Origin of the sequence: Streptomyces sp. NPDC048644, from assembly GCF_043199105.1 — a bacterium.
Lineage (GTDB): Bacteria > Actinomycetota > Actinomycetes > Streptomycetales > Streptomycetaceae > Streptomyces.
In genome coordinates this window covers 179,139-197,797 of record NZ_JBICVO010000001.1, presented here as the reverse complement: position 1 = coordinate 197,797, position 18,659 = coordinate 179,139, and the positions used below count along the sequence as shown (strand labels likewise).

Annotated in this window: 13 protein-coding genes and 1 tRNA gene; 7 read left to right on the top strand and 7 right to left on the bottom strand. The window is 70.9% G+C overall.

What is annotated here, in order from left to right; genetic code table 11:
• Position 1: 1 nt before the first annotated feature.
• Positions 2–775 (bottom strand): transcriptional regulator, encoded by a 774-nt coding sequence (locus tag ACGFNI_RS00890; RefSeq protein WP_393679342.1) that lies wholly within the window; start codon positions 773–775, stop codon positions 2–4.
• Between the two features lie 110 nt (positions 776–885).
• Positions 886–958: transfer RNA gene (locus tag ACGFNI_RS00885), tRNA-Leu, on the bottom strand.
• A 98-nt stretch (positions 959–1,056) separates the two neighbouring features.
• Between ACGFNI_RS00885 and ACGFNI_RS00880 the strand changes: the two genes are divergently transcribed.
• Positions 1,057–1,719 (top strand): ANTAR domain-containing response regulator, encoded by a 663-nt coding sequence (locus ACGFNI_RS00880; RefSeq protein ID WP_393679341.1) that lies wholly within the window; start codon positions 1,057–1,059, stop codon positions 1,717–1,719.
• A gap of 92 nt (positions 1,720–1,811) precedes the next feature.
• Here the strand turns inward: ACGFNI_RS00880 and ACGFNI_RS00875 are convergent, their stop codons facing one another.
• Both ACGFNI_RS00875 and ACGFNI_RS00870 read right to left on the bottom strand, forming a co-directional pair.
• Positions 1,812–2,285 (bottom strand): PaaI family thioesterase, encoded by a 474-nt coding sequence (locus ACGFNI_RS00875; RefSeq protein WP_393679339.1) that lies wholly within the window; start codon positions 2,283–2,285, stop codon positions 1,812–1,814.
• 114 nt (positions 2,286–2,399) lie between these two features.
• Positions 2,400–4,685: an FdhF/YdeP family oxidoreductase gene (locus tag ACGFNI_RS00870; protein WP_393679337.1), complete on the bottom strand. Its 2,286-nt coding sequence runs from the start codon at positions 4,683–4,685 to the stop codon at positions 2,400–2,402.
• A gap of 254 nt (positions 4,686–4,939) precedes the next feature.
• Between ACGFNI_RS00870 and polA the strand changes: the two genes are divergently transcribed.
• Positions 4,940–7,678, top strand: coding sequence for a DNA polymerase I (gene polA / locus ACGFNI_RS00865; protein ID WP_393679335.1), 2,739 nt, complete (start codon positions 4,940–4,942; stop codon positions 7,676–7,678).
• 167 nt (positions 7,679–7,845) lie between these two features.
• On the opposite strand, the gene ACGFNI_RS00860 is transcribed toward polA, so the two are convergent.
• A complete protein-coding gene (locus tag ACGFNI_RS00860) occupies positions 7,846–8,712 on the bottom strand; it encodes a DUF4184 family protein (RefSeq protein ID WP_393679333.1) in 867 nt (288 codons plus the stop codon).
• 153 nt (positions 8,713–8,865) lie between these two features.
• On the opposite strand from ACGFNI_RS00860, the gene ACGFNI_RS00855 reads away from it, so the two are divergent.
• The 4 genes from ACGFNI_RS00855 to ACGFNI_RS00840 all read left to right on the top strand — a co-directional run bounded on the left by ACGFNI_RS00855 (position 8,866) and on the right by ACGFNI_RS00840 (position 12,777).
• Positions 8,866–10,776, top strand: a complete 1,911-nt coding sequence (locus ACGFNI_RS00855) for a lytic transglycosylase (RefSeq protein ID WP_393679331.1) — start codon at positions 8,866–8,868, stop codon at positions 10,774–10,776.
• A gap of 174 nt (positions 10,777–10,950) precedes the next feature.
• Positions 10,951–11,085, top strand: a complete 135-nt coding sequence (locus ACGFNI_RS00850; RefSeq protein ID WP_393679329.1) for an SPW_0924 family protein — start codon at positions 10,951–10,953, stop codon at positions 11,083–11,085.
• Between the two features lie 18 nt (positions 11,086–11,103).
• On the top strand, positions 11,104–12,129 hold the full coding sequence (locus ACGFNI_RS00845) for a DUF3068 domain-containing protein (protein ID WP_393679328.1): 1,026 nt from the start codon (positions 11,104–11,106) through the stop codon (positions 12,127–12,129).
• 9 nt (positions 12,130–12,138) lie between these two features.
• Complete coding sequence (locus ACGFNI_RS00840) at positions 12,139–12,777, top strand: hypothetical protein (RefSeq protein ID WP_393679326.1); 639 nt, start codon at positions 12,139–12,141, stop codon at positions 12,775–12,777.
• Between the two features lie 291 nt (positions 12,778–13,068).
• Here ACGFNI_RS00840 and hrpB read toward each other — a convergent pair whose 3' ends face one another.
• Together hrpB and ACGFNI_RS00830 are read right to left on the bottom strand one after the other, a co-directional pair.
• Entirely contained in the window at positions 13,069–15,759 is a 2,691-nt protein-coding gene (hrpB, locus tag ACGFNI_RS00835) for an ATP-dependent helicase HrpB (protein ID WP_393679324.1), read from the bottom strand.
• An 89-nt stretch (positions 15,760–15,848) separates the two neighbouring features.
• Positions 15,849–16,697, bottom strand: coding sequence for a class I SAM-dependent methyltransferase (locus tag ACGFNI_RS00830; protein ID WP_393679322.1), 849 nt, complete (start codon positions 16,695–16,697; stop codon positions 15,849–15,851).
• 371 nt (positions 16,698–17,068) lie between these two features.
• Here ACGFNI_RS00830 and rpsA point away from each other — a divergent pair, with 371 nt between their 5' ends.
• Entirely contained in the window at positions 17,069–18,586 is a 1,518-nt protein-coding gene (gene rpsA / locus ACGFNI_RS00825; protein ID WP_393679320.1) for a 30S ribosomal protein S1, read from the top strand.
• Positions 18,587–18,659: the final 73 nt, after the last annotated feature.

The window sequence follows — 18,659 nt, the reverse complement described above, 5'->3', positions numbered from 1 at the left end:
GTCAGTACTTCGGCCCTATGTGTGCGTCCATGAGCGCGACGGAGGCTTTGCGGGCCACGGAGATGTTCTGCCCCGCGCGTGACTGGTGGCAGGACTTCCACTCGACCCCGACCATGTCGAGGGTCTCCGTGTACAGCCGCAGGATGTCGGTGGACGTGTTGGTGAAGAAGTACCGCGGATATACGTAGCGCTTGCGTACGCCGTCGACCGTGCGCGTGGTCCAGTTGGTGACACGGCAGCCGTCGGAGTGCACGAGCCCCCGGATGAACTCCCAGGGATGTGCGTGCACGATCCGCTGCTGCCAAGGCGCGAGCGCGATCGGCCGCTCGTGCTTCTTGCCCGGGCCGTGCTGAGGGAAGTAACAAGGCCAGTGGCGGCTGTAACTGGTGACCATGACACAGCCCTTGCGCCGGACGACGCACACGCTGTTCATGGGACGCACCGCCTTGACCGCTTCCCGACAGGCGTCGATCAGGCCGGGCCAGGCATCGGCGCAGGCGATCCGCAGGGCGTAACCACGCCGGCCGGGCTGTTCGCTGAGGCAACCGTCACCGAGATAGAGGCCGAGTACGTACGAGTACGCCGCGTTCTCGCCGGGCGGCCGGGGCACACGCGCGCACCGCGGGCACTCTGTCGCACGGGACACCGGATCGATCCGCGTCTGCCAGGACCGGATCGCGTAGCGGGATATCCCCGTCCGCTTGCTCACCGAGTTGAGACTGAGGCCCTGGGACACGAGGGCAAGGGCGCACCGACGGGTTTCCATGTCGTACATGAGTCCGAGTTTGGCGCGGGTGTGGTCGCCGCATGACGGACCGAAGGCGTGTTCACTGCGACGAGTGAAGATCGCTGGTCGGCGGGTGTGCCTTCGAAGGGAAGGTAAAGTGCCCTGGGTGGGATTCGAACCCACGCTGTCGGTGGTTTGAGCACCGTGCCTCTGCCGCTGGGCTACCAGGGCCGACCTTGGAAACCAAGGTTAGCGGAGACCCGCCGTGCGTCAAACATACAGGAGATAGGTAGGCTCATGGGGCACCACCTGCCTGAACAAGGAGTCCCGTGAGCGCCCCCGAGCCCGAGCAGCCCGTCGCCGATGACGATCAGTCGCATGTCCCGCCGCTGACCACGCGCGTCGTGATCGCCGAGGACGAGGCTCTCATCCGTCTCGACCTCAAAGAGATGCTGGAGGAGGAGGGCTACACCGTCGTCGGTGAGGCCGGGGACGGCCAGAAGGCCGTCGAGCTGGCCCGGGAGCACCGTCCCGACCTGGTCATCCTCGATGTGAAGATGCCGATCCTCGACGGCATCTCGGCCGCCGAGAAGATCGCTGAGGAGAGCATCGCACCGGTCCTGATGCTGACCGCGTTCTCGCAGCGCGAGCTGGTCGAGCGGGCGCGGGACGCGGGGGCGATGGCGTACCTCGTGAAGCCGTTCTCGAAGAGCGATGTGGTTCCCGCGATCGAGATGGCCGTCAGCCGGTTCACCGAGCTGAAGACGCTGGAGAAGGAGGTCGCCGACCTCTCCCAGCGTCTGGAGACGCGGAAGCTGGTGGACCGCGCGAAGAGCATTCTGCAGACGCAGTACGGCCTGACCGAGCCGGCCGCCTTCCGGTGGATCCAGAAGACCTCGATGGACCGCAGGCTGTCGATGCAGCAGGTCGCCGAGGCGGTCATCGAGGACGCCGCGGAGAAGAAGCAGAAGGACCAGCAGAAGGATCAGTAGCAGGACCTGTGGCGGCGTGCGGAGCGTGCCGTCCCGAGTGGCCCCGTACCGGATCGGTGCGGGGCCACGCGCGTACGGGGCCCGAGGTGGCGCTAGCTGCGGTAGGCGTCGGGGTCCGCGTCGCGGAGCATGCAGGTCAGCCGGGCGGTGCAGACCCGCTTGTGCTGCTCGTCGCTGATGGCGATCTCGTAGGTGGCGGTGGAGCGGCCACGGTGGACGGGGGTGGCGATGCCGGTGACCAGGCCGGAGCGGGCGCCGCGGTGGTGGGTGCAGTTGAGGTCGACGCCGACGGCGAGTTTGCCGGGGCCGCCGTGCAGCATGGCGCCGACGGAGCCGAGGGTTTCGGCGAGTACCGCGGACGCGCCGCCGTGCAGCAGTCCGTAGGGCTGGGTGTTTCCCTCGACGGGCATGGTGCCGACGACGCGGTCGGGGGCGGCTTCCAGGACCTGCACGCTCATCCGCCGGCCGAGGTGTCCGGCGGAGAAGAGTGCGGGCAGGTCGAGGCCGAGGCCGGCCCATTGGTCGAGGATTTCCTGCGGAAACGTGGTGCGGTACTGCTCGCCCATGGCGTTCGGCTCCGTTCGCTCGCCTGATCGTCGTCGATCCGTGCCTGTTCCTATCAGGCCGCTGAGCAAGCGCTCAGCACGGGGTCGTGGTTTCCCGGGCGGGGTGGTCGCAGGTCAGCTCTGCTGCGGCGGTTCCAGGCGGATCACCACGGACTTGGAGGCGGGGGTGTTGCTGGTGTCCGCGGTGTGGTCGAGGGGGACGAGCACGTTCGTCTCGGGGTAGTAGGCGGCGGCGCAGCCGCGGGCGGTGGGGTAGTGCACGACGCGGAAGCCGGGTGCGCGCCGTTCGCTGCCGTCGGTCCATTCGCTGACGATGTCGGTGTAGTCGCCGTCGGCGAAGCCGAGTTGGCGGGCGTCGTCGGGGTGGACGAGGATCACGCGGCGGCCGTTCTTGATGCCGCGGTAGCGGTCGTCGAGGCCGTAGATGGTGGTGTTGTACTGGTCGTGCGAGCGGAGGGTCTGGAGGAGCAGGCGGCCTTCGGGGGTGGTCGGGTATTCCACGGGTGCCGCGGTGAAGTTGGCTTTGCCGGTGGTGGTGGGGAAGCGGCGGTCGTCCCGGGGGGCGTGCGGCAGGGTGAAGCCTCCGGGGCGGGCGACCTTGGTGTTGAAGTCTTCGAAGCCGGGGATGACGCGCGCGATGCGGTCGCGGATGGACGCGTAGTCCTTCTCGAAGGTGTCCCAGGGGGTGCGGCTGCTGTCACCGAGGACGCGGCGGGCCATGCGGGCGATGATGGCGGTTTCGGACAGCAGGTGGGGTCCGGCGGGTTCGAGGCGTCCGCGGGATGCGTGGACCATGCCCATGGAGTCCTCGACGGTCACGAACTGTTCGCCGCTGTCCTGGAGGTCGCGTTCGGTGCGGCCGAGGGTCGGCAGGATGAGGGCGCGGGCGCCGGTGATGGTGTGGGAGCGGTTGAGCTTGGTGGAGACGTGGACGGTGAGGCGGGCGCGGCGTACGGCGGCTTCGGTGACGTCCGTGTCGGGGGTGGCGGAGACGAAGTTGCCGCCCATGGCGAAGAAGACCTTGGCCTGTCCGTCGCGCAGGGCGCGGATGGCGCGGACGACGTCGAAGCCGTGTTCCCGGGGCGGTGCGAAGCCGAATTCCTTTTCCAGGGCGTCGAGGAAGGCGTCGTTGGGGCGTTCGAAGATGCCCATGGTGCGGTCGCCCTGGACGTTGCTGTGGCCGCGTACGGGGCAGACGCCGGCGCCGGGGCGGCCGATGTTGCCGCGCAGCAGGAGGAAGTTGACGACTTCGCGGATGGTGGGGACGGAGTGTTTGTGCTGGGTCAGGCCCATTGCCCAGCACACGATGGTGCGCCGCGAGTCGAGGATCATGCCGAGGGCGTTCTCGATCTCTTCGCGGGTCAGGCCGGTGGCGCGGAGCGTTTCGTCCCAGTTGTCGTCGGCGCGGGCGGTTTCGGCGAACGCTTCGTAGCCGTGGGTGTGTTCGCGGATGAAGTCGTCGTCGACGGCGCCTTCGGTTTCCAGGATGCGGCGGTTGAGGGCGCGGAAGAGCGCTTGGTCGCCGCCGAGGCGTACCTGGAGGAAGAGGTCGGTGAGGGCGGTTCCGCCGCCGGCCAGTCCGCGGGGGGTCTGGGGGTTCTTGAAGCGTTCCAGGCCGGCTTCGGGCAGCGGGTTGACCGAAATGATTTTGGTGCCGCCGGCTTTGGCCTTTTCCAGGGCGGTGAGCATCCGGGGGTGGTTGGTGCCGGGGTTCTGCCCGGCGATGATGATCAGGTCGGCTTTGTAGAGGTCCTCCAGCAGGACGCTGCCCTTGCCGACGCCGATGGTTTCGGTGAGTGCGGAGCCCGACGACTCGTGGCACATGTTGGAGCAGTCGGGGAGGTTGTTGGTGCCGAATTCCCGGGCGAACAGCTGGAAGAGGAAGGCGGCTTCGTTGCTGGTCCTGCCGGAGGTGTAGAAGACCGCTTCGTCGGGGGAGTCGAGGCCGGTGAGTTCTTCGCCCAGGATGTCGAAGGCGCGTTCCCAGGGGATGGGGGTGTAGTGGTCGGCGCCTTCGGCGAGGTACATGGGCTGGGTGAGGCGGCCTTGCTGGCCGAGCCAGTAGCCGCTGCGTCCGGCGAGGTCGGCGACGGAGTGCGCGGCGAAGAATTCGGGTGTGACGCGGCGCAGGGTGGCTTCTTCGGCGACGGCTTTGGCGCCGTTCTCGCAGAATTCGGCGGTGTGCCGCCGGTCGCCTTCGGGCCAGGCGCAGCCGGGGCAGTCGAAGCCGTTCTTCTGGTTGACGCGCAGCAGGGTGAGGGCGGTGCGGCGGACGCCCATCTGCTGCTGGGAGATGCGCAGGGCGTGGGTGATGGCCGGCAGGCCGACGGCGGAGTGCTGGGGCTCGCCGACCTCGGGCGCGTCCTGGACGGGGTCGGTTGCGGGCGGCTTGCCTGCCATGGCGCTCTCCCTTGAGCCGGGTGCCGAGCCGTCTCGCGGTGGGTCGGGCGGGACGGATGGGTGGGGTGTGCAGGTGATCCTGCCACGGACCGGCCGGGCGGTGCAGGGGTGCGGGGGAGCCTGTGGACAACTGCGGTGGCGGGTTTGTTCGTGGTGGGTACGGACGGTGAGGGCGGTGTCGCGGGCGGCGGACGGGGTGCGGGGGACGGCCGCCGCGGCGGGGATTGTCAGTGGGGCGTGGCAGGATCGGGGGCGTGGCAGCAAAGGCAGCGAAGAAGAGCGAAGCGACCGGCACCGAAGCGGCGGGGGGCGGCCGTCCCCGCCTGCTCCTGATGGACGGGCATTCCATGGCCTACCGGGCGTTCTTCGCCCTGCCCGTGGAGAATTTCACGACCGCCACGGGGCAACCCACCAATGCGATCTACGGCTTCGCGTCGATGCTCGCGAACACCCTGCGTGATGAGGCGCCCACGCATTTCGCGGTGGCGTTCGACGTCTCGCGTAAGACCTGGCGCTCCGAGGAGTTCCCGGATTACAAGGCGAATCGTTCCAAGACGCCCGATGAGTTCAAGGGGCAGGTGGAGCTGATCGGTGAGCTGCTGGACGCGATGAAGGTGAAGCGGTTCGCCGTGGAAGGCTTCGAGGCCGACGACGTCATCGCCACTCTCACCGAGCAGGCGACCGCTGAGGGCTTCGCGGTTTCCATCGTCACCGGTGACCGCGACTCCTTCCAGCTGGTCTCCGATGACGTCACGGTGCTGTATCCCACGAAGGGCGTCTCGGAGCTGACCCGTTTCACTCCGGAGAAGGTTTTCGAGAAGTACGGTCTGACGCCTTCGCAGTACCCGGATTTCGCGGCGCTGCGCGGCGACCCGTCCGACAATCTTCCGGGTATCCCGGGTGTCGGTGAGAAGACGGCCACGAAGTGGATCAATCAGTTCGGTTCGTTCGCCGAGTTGGTGGAGCGGGCCGAGGAGGTCAAGGGCAAGGCGGGCCAGAATTTCCGCGATCACCTGGAGTCCGTGAAGCTCAACCGTCGGCTGACCGAGATGGTGCGTGACGTCGCGCTGCCCTGCGGTCCGGACGCGCTGGTCCGTGAGGCGTACGACCGTGAGGCGCTGACGGTGTTCCTCAACGGTCTGGAGATCCGTAATCAGGGGCTGCGGGACCGGCTGCACGCCGTCGATCCGGGCTCCGAGGAAGCCGCGGACGAGACCGCTGTGGCGGGCGGCGTGGAGGTGGACGGCACGGTGGCCGGCCCCGGCGAGCTGGCCCCGTGGCTGGCCGAGCACGGTGCGGGGCCGCTGGGTGTGTCCACCGTCGACGTGTGGTCGCTGGGCAGCGGCAGTGTCGCCGAGGTGGCGCTCGCCACGGCCGGGGGGCCGGCCGTCTGGTTCGACCCGACGCAGCTGGACGAGGCCGACGAGCGGGCGTTCGCCGCGTGGAGCGCGGACGCTTCCCGCCCGAAGGTGATGCACAACGCGAAGGGCCTGATGCGGGTCTTCGGCGAGCACGGCTGGCACATCGAGGGTGTCACCATCGACACGGCGCTGGCCGCCTACCTGGTCAAGCCGGGCCGCCGCTCCTTCGCGCTGGACGCCCTGTCCGTCGAGTACCTGGGCCGGGATCTCGCGCCGGCCGCAGAGGGCAGCGGGCAGCTGGCCTTCGGCGCCGACGAGCAGGCCGAGGCGGACGCCCTGATGGGGAAGGCGCGGACGGTTCTGGATCTGGGTGCGGCCTTCGAGACCAAGCTGGCGGAGGTCGGCGCCGCCGAGCTGCTGCGTGACCTGGAGCTGCCGACGAGCCGGCTGCTGGCCCGGATGGAGCGGGCGGGCATCGCGGCGGACCGGGGCTGGCTGGAGCGGATGGAGCAGCAGTTCGCCGGGGCCGTGCAGCAGGCGGTGCAGGAGGCGCACGCCGCGGCGGGGCGCGAGTTCAACCTCGGCTCGCCCAAGCAGCTCCAGGAGGTCCTCTTCGGTGAGCTGGGTCTGCCCAAGACGAAGAAGACCAAGACGGGTTACACCACCGACGCCGACGCGCTGGCCTGGCTGGCCGCGCAGACCGAGAACGAACTCCCGGTGATCATGCTGCGGCACCGTGAGCAGTCCAAGCTGCGCACCACCGTCGAGGGCCTGATCAAGACCATCGGTTCCGACGGCCGTATCCACACCACGTTCAACCAGACGGTGGCGGCGACGGGCCGGCTGTCCTCGACGGACCCCAACCTCCAGAACATCCCGGTGCGGACGGACGAGGGCCGGGCGATCCGCCGGGGCTTCGTCGTCGGTGAGGGTTTCGAGTCGCTGCTGACCGCCGACTACAGCCAGATCGAGCTGCGGGTGATGGCCCATCTTTCCGAGGACGAGGGCCTGATCGAGGCGTTCACCTCCGGCGAGGATCTGCACACCACCGTCGCCTCGCATGTCTTCTCGGTCGAGAAGCACCAGGTCGACCCGGAGATGCGCCGCAAGATCAAGGCGATGTCCTACGGCCTGGCGTACGGCCTGTCGGCTTTCGGTCTCTCGCAGCAGCTGGGCATTCAGCCGGACGAGGCCCGCAAGCTGATGGACAACTTCTTCGAGCGTTTCGGCGGGGTGCGCGACTACCTCCAGCGCGTCGTGGAGGAGGCGCGGGCCACCGGCTACACCGAGACGATCCTCGGCCGCCGCCGTTACCTCCCGGACCTCAACAGCGACAACCGCCAGCGCCGTGAGATGGCGGAGCGGATGGCGTTGAACGCGCCGATCCAGGGCACCGCGGCCGACATCGTCAAGATCGCGATGCTGAAGGTCGACGAGGCGCTGCGGGCCGCGGAGTTGGAGTCCCGGATGCTCCTCCAGGTGCACGACGAAATCGTCGTCGAGGTGGCCCCCGGCGAACGCGAGAAGGTCGAGGAACTGGTCCGCCGCGAAATGGCCGGAGCGGTCGAACTGCGGGCGCCGCTGGACGTCTCGGTCGGCTCCGGCGGGGACTGGGAGTCGGCGGCTCACTGAGCCACTGCCGCCCGCGCTCGGGGCCCGTACTCGCCAGGGGAATCACCTTGGCGGGTACGGGCCCCGACGCGTTCACCATGCGGCCGGTGCCGCCCCGACGGGCCGCGCACACCTCGGTCGCCCGTCGGCCGCCCTGCCGACGCCGCCCTTGGTGCCGGGGCGTGCGGTCACCCCCGGGCGGGCCGCTGCTCCGTGCCACGTCGGTACCGCAGCCGCACGGCCACCGCGTAGAGCGCGAGCCCCACGCCGAGACCGGCGCCGGCGCCGAAGAGCACCGAGGGGAGGTAGTCGAACCAGGTCGCCGCGTCGCCGTGGACCGCGTGCGCCCGCAGGGTGCGCTGTACGGCGCCGGCCACCACACAGAGCAGGACCGGAAAGGTCAGCAACAGCCGGGCCCGCGCGCTCAATACGGGGACGGCGGACAGGTCGCCGACCGGTTCCGTTCCCCCCGGCCGCCCACCGTCCCCGGGTGCCTCCCGGAGCGCGGCCCACAGGAACCAGCCGAGCGCTACCAGGGCGAGCGCGGAGGTGGCGTACTGCAGGGAGGCGGACAGCGGGATGCCGCCGACCACCCGGTTCAGCACGGGTACCAGCCGCGTCCCCCAGCGGCCCGCGTGGGTGAAGGCGTCCCAGACGACATGCGTTGCCGCTCCGATCACCGCGGAGACGATGAACCAGCAGATCAGCGCGGTGAGTTCGCGCGGCCCCCGCGGCTGCCGGGGGCGGCCCCGGGCGACGGCGTACACCCGGCCCTGCCGGTGGCGGGGCAGCAGCGCCACCAGCGGTTCCCGCAGCAGCAGCCAGCCGCCGGTCAGCGCGGCGGTGATCAGGACGTCCACGGTCAGCACGCCGGGCAGGGAGTGGGTGACCTCCCCGAAGCGCATCCCGCCCGGTATGAAGCTGTCCGCGAAGTACGTCAGGTCGGGGGCGAAGGACCCCGCGACCAGGGCGGCTGCGATCAGCGGGCCGCGTGCCGTGCCCGTCCGGCGCAGTCCCGGAAGCACTGCCGCGGCATGGCTGAGAGTGAACGGCATATGCCTCTCCTTGATCGATTCGGATCATTATGTCGGCCGGTGGGAATGGTGGATGCGCGGCCCGAGGTGTCGTACTGTCACCTCAGCTGGAGCGCAGGGGAGCGCGACACCGCGGTGTCCACGCGGTGTGTCCACGCGGAGGGGATGTCACGCATGGCAGCCATATTCGGGCGGCGGCTTCGCCGGGGAGCGGCTTCGGCGGCGGTGGTGGGCCTGGTGCTGGCCGCCCTGACCGCGTCACAGGCACCGGGCACGGCACAGACCGCGGCGGCGAAGGAGCCGGAGCCGAGCCCGCCGGCCGACGCCGCCATCGACGGCGGATCGCCCTACTACACCGACCTTCCGCCGCTCAACAGCCCCGTGCCGCCGGGAGGTTCCGGCAAACCGAACGGCGGCAAGAACGGCGGCAAGAACAGCGGCAAGGTCGTCACAGGGCCCGCCGAGGCGGGCATTCCCGCGACCGTTCTCGCCGCCTATAAGAAGGCCGAAGCGAGTGTCCGCGCGTCCGACCCCGGATGCCGGCTGCCCTGGCAACTGCTCGCGGCGATCGGCAAGGTGGAATCCGGCCAGGCACGCGGCGGCGCGCTCGACGCCGACGGCACCACTCTCAAGCCGATACTCGGACCGCAGCTCAACGGCAACGGCTTCGCCCTCATCACCGACACCGACCACGGCCGCTACGACGGCGACCTCACCCATGACCACGCCGTGGGCCCGATGCAGTTCATCCCCTCCACCTGGTCCAACGGCGGTCCCACGGGCACGGGTTGGGGCGCGGACGGCAACGGCGACGGCAAGAAGGACCCGCACAACATCTTCGACGCCGCGCTCGCCGCCGGCCACTACCTGTGCAACGGCGGCCGTGACATGACGGTGCCCCACGATCTGGATCGAGCGATCCTCGGCTACAACAACTCCGGGGACTACCTGCGGACCGTGCTGTCCTGGTACGCGTTCTACCGCAAGGGCACCCACGAAGTGCCGGACGGCAAGGGCCTGCTCCCCGTACGGCGCGGCGGGACCTCCACCGGAACCGGCGGCTCCGGCCACGACACCCGGGACGGCCGGACGACCGGCGCACACCACGGCGACACCGGCAAACCGGCCACGGGCAAACCGGTCACGGGCAAGCCGCAAGGGCCGGATGCGACCAAGCCGGACACCGACCACGACGGCAGCAACAAGCCGGATGATTCCACCTCTTCCGGCTCCACCGGGACGGGCGGAACAGGAGGCACGGGCGGCACGGGCGGGCCTTCCGGGAACGACGGCACGTCAGGCACCGGCGGCACCGAGGGCTCCACCGGCAACACCCCCACCCCGACCGACCCCGCCGATCCGGCCTCGGTCACCACCATCGAACGGATCGGCGGCAAGGACCTGACGGCGACCGCGGGCGACGAGTTCAGCGCCCGGCCCCAGGTGCGCGCCAAGGATGCCGCGGGCAAGCCGGTGGCGGGCGCCCCCGTACGCTTCACCCTCTCCGGCTCCACGGACACCCGTTTCCCGCACGACGCGACCGCCGTCACCGTCACCACCGGCAAGGACGGCCTGGCCACCGCGCCCACCCTGCGCGCAGGTGAGCAGGCGGGCGGCTTCACCGTCCACGCGACCGCCGTCGGCCGCACCGTGGCCCCCGTCGACTTCGACGCCACCGTCAAGGCCAGGCCCGCACCGAAGGCCGACGCGCTGACCCGCACCTCCGCCAAGGAGCTGACGACGACGGCCGGAGGTACGTACGCGGACGCCATCGAGGTCAGGGCGACCTACCGGGGCAAGATCGCGGCGGGCGCTGCGGTCACCGCGACCATGGTGACCGGTGACCCGAAGAAGCCCGTCGAGAACGAGACCGGGCCCTACTTCAAGGATCCGCAGGCCACCGGCGAGGCCAAGGACAAGCCGGTCCGTACCCTCACCACCCTGCGGACGGACGCCGACGGTCTGCTCAAGCTCCCGGCCGTCCACACCGACGCGCACACCGGGACGTTCCTGCTGCGGCTGACCACGGCCGACGGCGCGACCCTGACCGTCGAGCTGAAGGTCACCGCCCCCTCCGGCCGGTAGCCGCAGCCCACGGGCGCGCCCCTGGCCGGCCCGTCCCATGCGTCACACCCGGCACATCCACCGCCGTCCCGCCCGCCTCAGGGCAGGACGGCGGTGCAACGTGTTCTCATCTCGGCCCCCCGTTGCTACGGTGCCCCCGCCCTGACGCCGTATCAGTTCCCTGGGAGGCCGACCATGCGCGCCCTGGCAGCAGCAGCCGTCGGACTGGCCGCGGCCCTCGCCCTCGTCTTCACCCTCACGGCGATCGGCGCGCCCAGCGGCGAGACCTCGCCCGAACCGCTGCTGACCACCGTCCCCGAGCACCCCTGAGGGAGGGACGCCGCCACCATGCGCCGCAAAGCCAGCCTGGTCCTGCTCGCCTTCGCCGTCTTCTTCACCGCTCTGTCCCCGCTGATGCGGTGGTACGCGTTCCCCCGGCTCGCCAAGATCCCGCCCAGCCAGTACCAGACGATGGTCCTGGAGGCGCGGCCCGCCACCCTCATCGACTACGGGACGATGAAAGCCAAGAAGGTCCCCAAGGTCAGCATCGTGGAAACCCTGAAGGGCAACGTCGCCGCATCCGACCGGGTCGAGAAGACCGCGGGCCGCGACGTCGTCGTCTGGGACATGCTGACCTATGTCGCGGACCCCCAGGGCAAGATGGTCTCCCAGATCCCCGAGCGCTACCTCTTCGACGCGCACTCCCAGGAACCGGTGCACGCCACCGGCGAGATGGTCGACGGCGACACCGTCCGCCGTGACGGCATCGAGTTCAAGTGGCCGTTCCTCACCGAGAAGCGCGACTACGCCTACTTCGACGCGCAGACCCGCGCCTCCGCCCCCATTCACTACCGGGGCACCCGCACCTTCCACGGCCTGGAGGTCTACTACTTCGAGCAGTCCATCCCCTGGACCAAGGTGCCGCTGCCCAAGAAGATGCCGGTCAAGGGCATCACGCCGGAGTCCGTCGAGAAGATGGGCACCACCCGCTGGTACACCACCAAGCGGATGTTCTGGGTCGACCCGGTCACCGGGGCACCCGTCAACGGCGAGGAGATCCACAAGGAAGAGCTGCGGGGCGGCCAACTGCTCCCGGGCGGAGGGAAGGTCACCGCGTTCGCCGGCGACGTCAAGATGCGCCCCGACTTCGTCACGTCCACCGTGGCCCTGGTCAAGTCCCAGCGGACGCTGGTCCTGCTGCTCACCAGCTACCTGCCGTGGGGATTCCTCGTGGTGGCCGCCGTGCTGCTCGCCCTCGGCCTGCGCCTCGAAGCCCGCAGCCGGCGGCCCCGGAACGACGGCGATGACCACGAAGCGGCACCCGTCCCCGAATCGGGGCCGGGCGCTCCGGGGATTGTCAGTGGCAGCCCGTAACGTGAACGCATGACGCTAGCGAACTGCCCCGTCACCGGCGAAGTGGTGGATCAGCTACTGGAGTTGACCCACCTGACCTGCGAGGACGACGAAACCTTCGACAATTTCCTGGCCGCCCACGGCTGGCGCTACTCCGAATTCGACGACTCCTACGAAACCGCCGCCGGGCAGGTCGTCTCGTCCGGCCACTACGACGCCGGCCCCGAGCCGAACGGCCAGACCGCCTGGGCCACGTTCAGCGTCTACGACCCCGAGTACGACGGCGTGCCCGACGCCGACCATCTGGCCGCGGTCTGGGGCCGCGCCCGCGGCTGGACCCTCCATCCCGACCAGGGGCGCGGCCGGTTGGACGCCGACTGGCAGGACACCGCAGCCCTCCTCACCGCCCGCTTCGGACGGCCCTCCGCGGTCACCAGCAGCCCCGGCCCGGCGGACCCTCCCACCGTCCTGCCCCGCCGCTACGCCCTCTGGCGCGGCCGCGACAGCGTCCTGTTCCTCGCCCAGGACGCCGACCCGATCTGCTACTGCTGCTTCATCCGCAACGTCCTCGTCGTCGCCCCCGCCGACCGCGAGGACGCACTGCCGGGCCCCGACACGCTGCCCGACTGGTACGCGTCGAAGCTCCTCGGCGAGGGGGTGGCCGCCTGACGACGATGCCTCATCAGGACACCCGGAGGACGGGCACGGGCGGTCACGCGTCGTCCCGCGTGGACGGTGCAAGGCCCGCCGGCCGCTGCTCCGCCGGAGACGCGCCTCTGGGCCGCGCCGAGTTGGGGACGTACGGCCGTGCCGGCGTTCCGGCGCACGCGGCAACCCGCTGCGCGACGGTCCGGCGCCGCCACCCCGCTGCCGACCACCCGGCCGACCTGACCGCGAGCCGTCCGATCCCGCTGCCCGCCCGGCTCACCCACCCGTCCCGGTACCGGAATTCCCCCGGGATCAGGACCGCCTCAACCGTGCCGTCGTGTGCCGCGTCGGCGCGGCCGACGACGGGTCCTCGGGCCAGGGATGCTTGGGATAGCGCCCCCGCAACTCCGCACGGACGGACCGGTATCCGTCCCGCCAGAAGGACGCCAGATCCGCCGTCACGGCCGCCGGGCGCCCGGCGGGGGAGAGCAGATGGACCAGGACGGGCACCCGCCCGCCGGCCACCCTCGGTGACTCCTGCTGCCCGAACAACTCCTGCAACTTGACCGCAAGGACCGGCTGCTCACCTGCGTAATCCACCCGCACCCGCGAACCGCTCGGCACCTCGATCCGCTCCGGCGCCAGCTCGTCGAAGCGGACCGCTTCCCCGGTCGCCCACGGCAGCAACCGCGTCAGCGCGGCCCCCGCGTCGATCCGCTCCAGATCGGCCCGCCGGCGCGCCCGTCCCAGCTCCACCCCGAGCCATTCCCCGGCCCGTTCCCACAGCGCCTCGTCCGACACGTCCGGCCACGGCGCCCCCAACTCCCGGTGCAGGAACGCCATCCGCTGCCGGGTCGTGACCGCACCCGCCGACCAGCGCAGCAGCCCGAGCCCCTCCTGCCGCAGGCCCGCGACCACCGCGTCCCGCAGCAGCTCGGGATCGGGCTTCGCCAAGGGGCGCTCCGCCAGCTCGATCGCGCCCAGCCGCGTCACCGACCTGGCCACGACGTTCCCGTCGGCCCAGCGGACCTCCTCGCCGCGGGAATACAGCGCCCCCGCCGCCGCGCATGCCGTCGCCTCGTCGATCACCGCGGCGAGCCGCACCCGTGCCGACGCGGCGGCGACCGGCCGGTCCGCGACCGCGATCGCCAGCCACCGCGCGTCCCGCAGCCGCGACCCCTCACCGCCCCGGCCCGCCGAACCGTGCCCCGGCCCCGCCGCGCCCGTCTCCGCCCGCGTACCGGACGCCATCAGATAGCTGCCCGCACCCCGAGCCCGCGCCACCCGCTCGGGAAACGCCAGCGCGGCCACCAGCCCCGCGACACCATCGTCATCCCGGGCGCTGCCCCCGCCATCACCACCAGCACTACCCGCCTGCCCCGCCCCGCCCGCTCCGGAAGCCCCAGCGGTCTCGGCCGTGTCCTCCGCCCCGGCCGCCCCCACCGCCGCGGCCAACCGCCTGGCCTCCTGCCGCCACCGCGCCGCATACGCATCGCCGCCCCGGCGCGCCGTACGCCACGCCGCCACCAGATCGTCCCCGTACGCCCGCGGCGGCTCCTCGCTCAGCAGCGCCACGACCTCGGCCGCCGGCCGCACACCGACCTCCCGCGCACCGTCCCACAACGCACGGGCCAGCCGCGGATGCACCCCCAGCCGGCTCAGGCGCAGTCCGCGCGCCGTCGCCCTGCCGTCCGCATCCACCGCGCCGATCGCGCGCAGCACGTCCCGCGCCGCGGCCAGCGCGCCGGCCGGCGGCGGATCCAGCAGCGCGAGACCGGCGGCCGACGGATCCCCCCAACAGGCCGTCTGAAGGGCGAACGCCGTCAGGTCCGCCACCTTGATCTCCGGATCCGGGAACCGCGGCAGCCGCCCGTCCTCCCCCTCCGACCAGCAGCGATACACCACTCCAGGTGCTTCACGTCCGGCCCGCCCGGCGCGCTGCCTGGCCGCGGCCCGCGAGGCACGCACCGTCGCCAGCGCGCTGAGCCCGCGCGCGTGATCCGTCCGCGGCACCCGCGCCAGCCCGCTGTCGACCACCACCCGCACCCCGGGCACCGTCAGGCTCGACTCGGCGACGGACGTCGCCAGCACCACCCGCCGCACGCCGTCGCCGCCCGCCAGCACCGCGTCCTGCACCTCGGCCGGCGCCCGCCCGTGCACCTGGAGGACGTCCGCGTCCACCCCCGCCAGCTGTCCGGCCACCCGCGCGATCTCGCCGGCGCCTGGCAGGAAGCACAGCACATCGCCCGCCTGGTCACGCAAGGCCCGCCGCACCACCGCCGCCACATGCGACAGCAGCACGGGATCCACCCGCATCCCGTGCGCAGGCCGCACCGGCCGCTCCGGGGGAGCCCACACCACTTCCACCGCGTGCGACACACCCGCCGCCTCCACCACCGGAGCCGACCCGTCCGGATCGCCCAGCAGCGCCGCCCACCCCGCCGCGTCCGTCGTCGCCGAAGCCGCCACCAGACGCAGCTCCGGACGCAGCGTCTCGCGTACGTCCAGCAGGAACGCGGCGGAGGTGTCGGCGTCGAGGTGCCGCTCGTGGCATTCGTCGAGCATCACCACGTCGACGTCCGCCAGCTCGGGATCGCGTTGCAGTCGCTGCAACAGCACGCCGGTGGTCACCACTTCCACGACGGTCCGCGGCCCGGCCCGCCGCTCCCCGCGCACGGTGAAGCCGACCTGCTCACCGACCCGCTCACCCAGCAGCCAGGCCATCCGCCGCGCGGCGGCCCGCGCGGCGATCCGCCGCGCGGCGGCCCGCGCGGCGATCCGCCGCGCGGCGGCCCGCGCGGCGATCCGCCGCGGCTCGGCGACCAGCACCCGGCGCCGCGGCCCGGCGCCCGTCAGCCCCGCCAGCTCCAGCGGCACCAGCGTCGTCTTACCGGTACCGGGCGGCGCGCACAGCACCGCGCTGCCTGGCCCGTCGAGGGCGTCGCGCAGCGCGGGCAGGGCGGCACGGGCGGGCAGCTGGGCGAGAGCGTCGTGGCGGATCACGCTCCCAGTCTGCCGCTCCACCGGAACCGCCGATCAAGGACCGCCCCGCACGAAGCCGGTCCGCTCGGTCCTCCGCCACGCACACGAAGTCAGTCGTCCGCCACGCACACGAAGATCGCCGTGCCCGGAATCAGATGCCCGCGCAGCGGCGACCAGCCGCCCCACTCCTGGGTGTTCTCCTCAGGCCATTCCGGTTCGACCAGATCCACCAGCCGGAAGCCCGCTGCCGCCACGTCCCGCACCCGGTCGCCCAGCGTCCGATGGTGCTCGACGTACACGGCGCGGCCGGTCTCGTCCTGCTCGACGTAGGGCGTGCGGTCGAAGTAGGAGGCGGCGACCGACAGGCCATCGGGGCCCGGTTCGTCGGGGAAGGCCCAGCGGATGGGGTGGGTGACCGAGAAGACGAACCGGCCACCGGGCCGCAGCACCCTGCGTACCTCGCGCAGCACGCACACCGGGTCGGCGACGAACGGAATCGCGCCATATGCGGAGCAGGCCATGTCGAACGCCCCGTCGCGGAACGGCAGGGCGCCGGCGTCCGCCTCCACGAGCCCGACCGACGGCACGCCCTGGCTCCCGGACGCGGCGGTCTCCGCGGCCTGACCGGCGATCCGCAGCGCGTGCTGCAACTGCCGGTGCGAGAGGTCGAGGGCCACCGGGTGCGCGCCCTGGGCGGCCAGCCAGCGGGAACATTGCGCGGCGCCGGCGCCGATCTCCAGAACCCGCAGCCCCGTCAGCTCGTCGGCGGGCCCGAGCAGCGCGGCCCGCTCCTCGTCCAGCCCCTCAGGCCCCCAGATGAAACGGTCGTCCCCGAGGAACGCGCCGTGCTCGCTCTGGTAGTCATCGGCGTTGCGGTCCCACCAGCCGCGGCTGGCCTGGCTGCTTTCCGTTGCCGAGGCGTCACGTCGGGTCGCCTCCGGCTCGTACTCTTGGTTCATCGCGCCCGTCGTCGTAGTCTTCGCTGAGCTTGTAGCTGTCGGGACTGTGCGGCCGTAAAGGTCTCGCGGAACATCACGCGTGCCGGTTATAGGGCGTTCCGCCCCGGGTGTGCGCCTTCGCGCATTGACCGTGTCCGGCTGCCCCCGTATGCTACAAGTTGCGCTGCGGGCTTGTGCGCCTCAGACGGAGCAGGCCGCGCTCGCATCTGTATGTATGTCCCCTCGGTTTTCGAGGCGCTTCGGTTGCTCCGGCTTTTTGCGGGGCTTCGGAGGATGTGCCTCTGACGCTGTCCGGCTTGTGCAGAAGCGATAACGGCTCTCGGCGTAGCAGTACCTACGACTTCAATGTCCGCACCGGAGCCCTTTCCCACATGACGAGCAGCACCGAGACCACCGCCACCACCCCGCAGGTTGCGGTCAACGACATCGGTAACGAGGAAGCCTTCCTCGCCGCGATCGACGAGACGATCAAGTACTTCAACGACGGCGACATCGTCGACGGCGTCATCGTGAAGGTCGACCGGGACGAGGTCCTGCTCGACATCGGTTACAAGACCGAAGGCGTCATCCCCAGCCGCGAGCTTTCGATCAAGCACGACGTCGACCCCAACGAGGTCGTCGCCGTCGGTGACGAGATCGAGGCCCTGGTTCTCCAGAAGGAGGACAAGGAAGGCCGCCTCATCCTGTCCAAGAAGCGCGCTCAGTACGAGCGTGCCTGGGGCACGATCGAGAAGATCAAGGAAGAGGACGGGATCGTCACCGGTACCGTCATCGAGGTCGTCAAGGGTGGTCTCATCCTCGACATCGGCCTCCGTGGCTTCCTGCCGGCCTCCCTGGTCGAGATGCGTCGTGTCCGCGACCTTCAGCCCTACGTGGGCAAGGAGCTCGAGGCCAAGATCATCGAGCTGGACAAGAACCGCAACAACGTGGTCCTGTCCCGCCGTGCCTGGCTGGAGCAGACCCAGAGCGAGGTCCGTCAGACCTTCCTCACCACCCTCCAGAAGGGTCAGGTGCGCTCCGGCGTCGTCTCCTCCATCGTCAACTTCGGTGCCTTCGTGGACCTGGGTGGCGTGGACGGCCTCGTGCACGTCTCCGAGCTGTCCTGGAAGCACATCGACCACCCCTCCGAGGTCGTCGAGGTCGGCCAGGAGGTCACGGTCGAGGTCCTGGACGTCGACATGGACCGCGAGCGCGTGTCCCTGTCGCTCAAGGCGACGCAGGAAGACCCGTGGCAGCAGTTCGCCCGGACCCACCAGATCGGTCAGGTCGTCCCGGGTAAGGTCACCAAGCTCGTTCCCTTCGGTGCGTTCGTGCGCGTCGACGAGGGCATCGAGGGCCTGGTCCACATCTCCGAGCTGGCCGAGCGCCACGTCGAGATCCCGGAGCAGGTTGTCCAGGTCAACGACGAGATCTTCGTCAAGGTCATCGACATCGACCTCGAGCGCCGCCGCATCAGCCTCTCGCTGAAGCAGGCCAACGAGTCCTTCGGTGCCGACCCGTCGGTCGTCGAGTTCGACCCGACCCTGTACGGCATGGCCGCGTCGTACGACGACCAGGGCAACTACATCTACCCCGAGGGCTTCGACCCGGAGACCAACGACTGGCTCGAGGGCTACGAGGCCCAGCGCGAGGCGTGGGAGAACCAGTACGCCGAGGCGCAGCAGCGCTTCGAGCAGCACCAGGCTCAGGTCATCAAGTCCCGCGAGGCCGACGAGCAGGCCGCGGCCGAGGGCGCTGCGGCGCCGGCGGCCACCGGTGGCGGCAACACCGGCGGCGGCAACGTCTCCGGTGGGTCGTACTCCTCGGAGTCGGCGGACAACTCCGGCGCCCTGGCGTCGGACGAGGCCCTGGCTGCGCTCCGCGAGAAGCTGGCCGGCGGCCAGAGCTGAAAAGCTCCCCGCTAGGCACTAGCCGATAGGCGAAGGCCCGTTCCCTCAAGGGGGAGCGGGCCTTCGTCGTGTC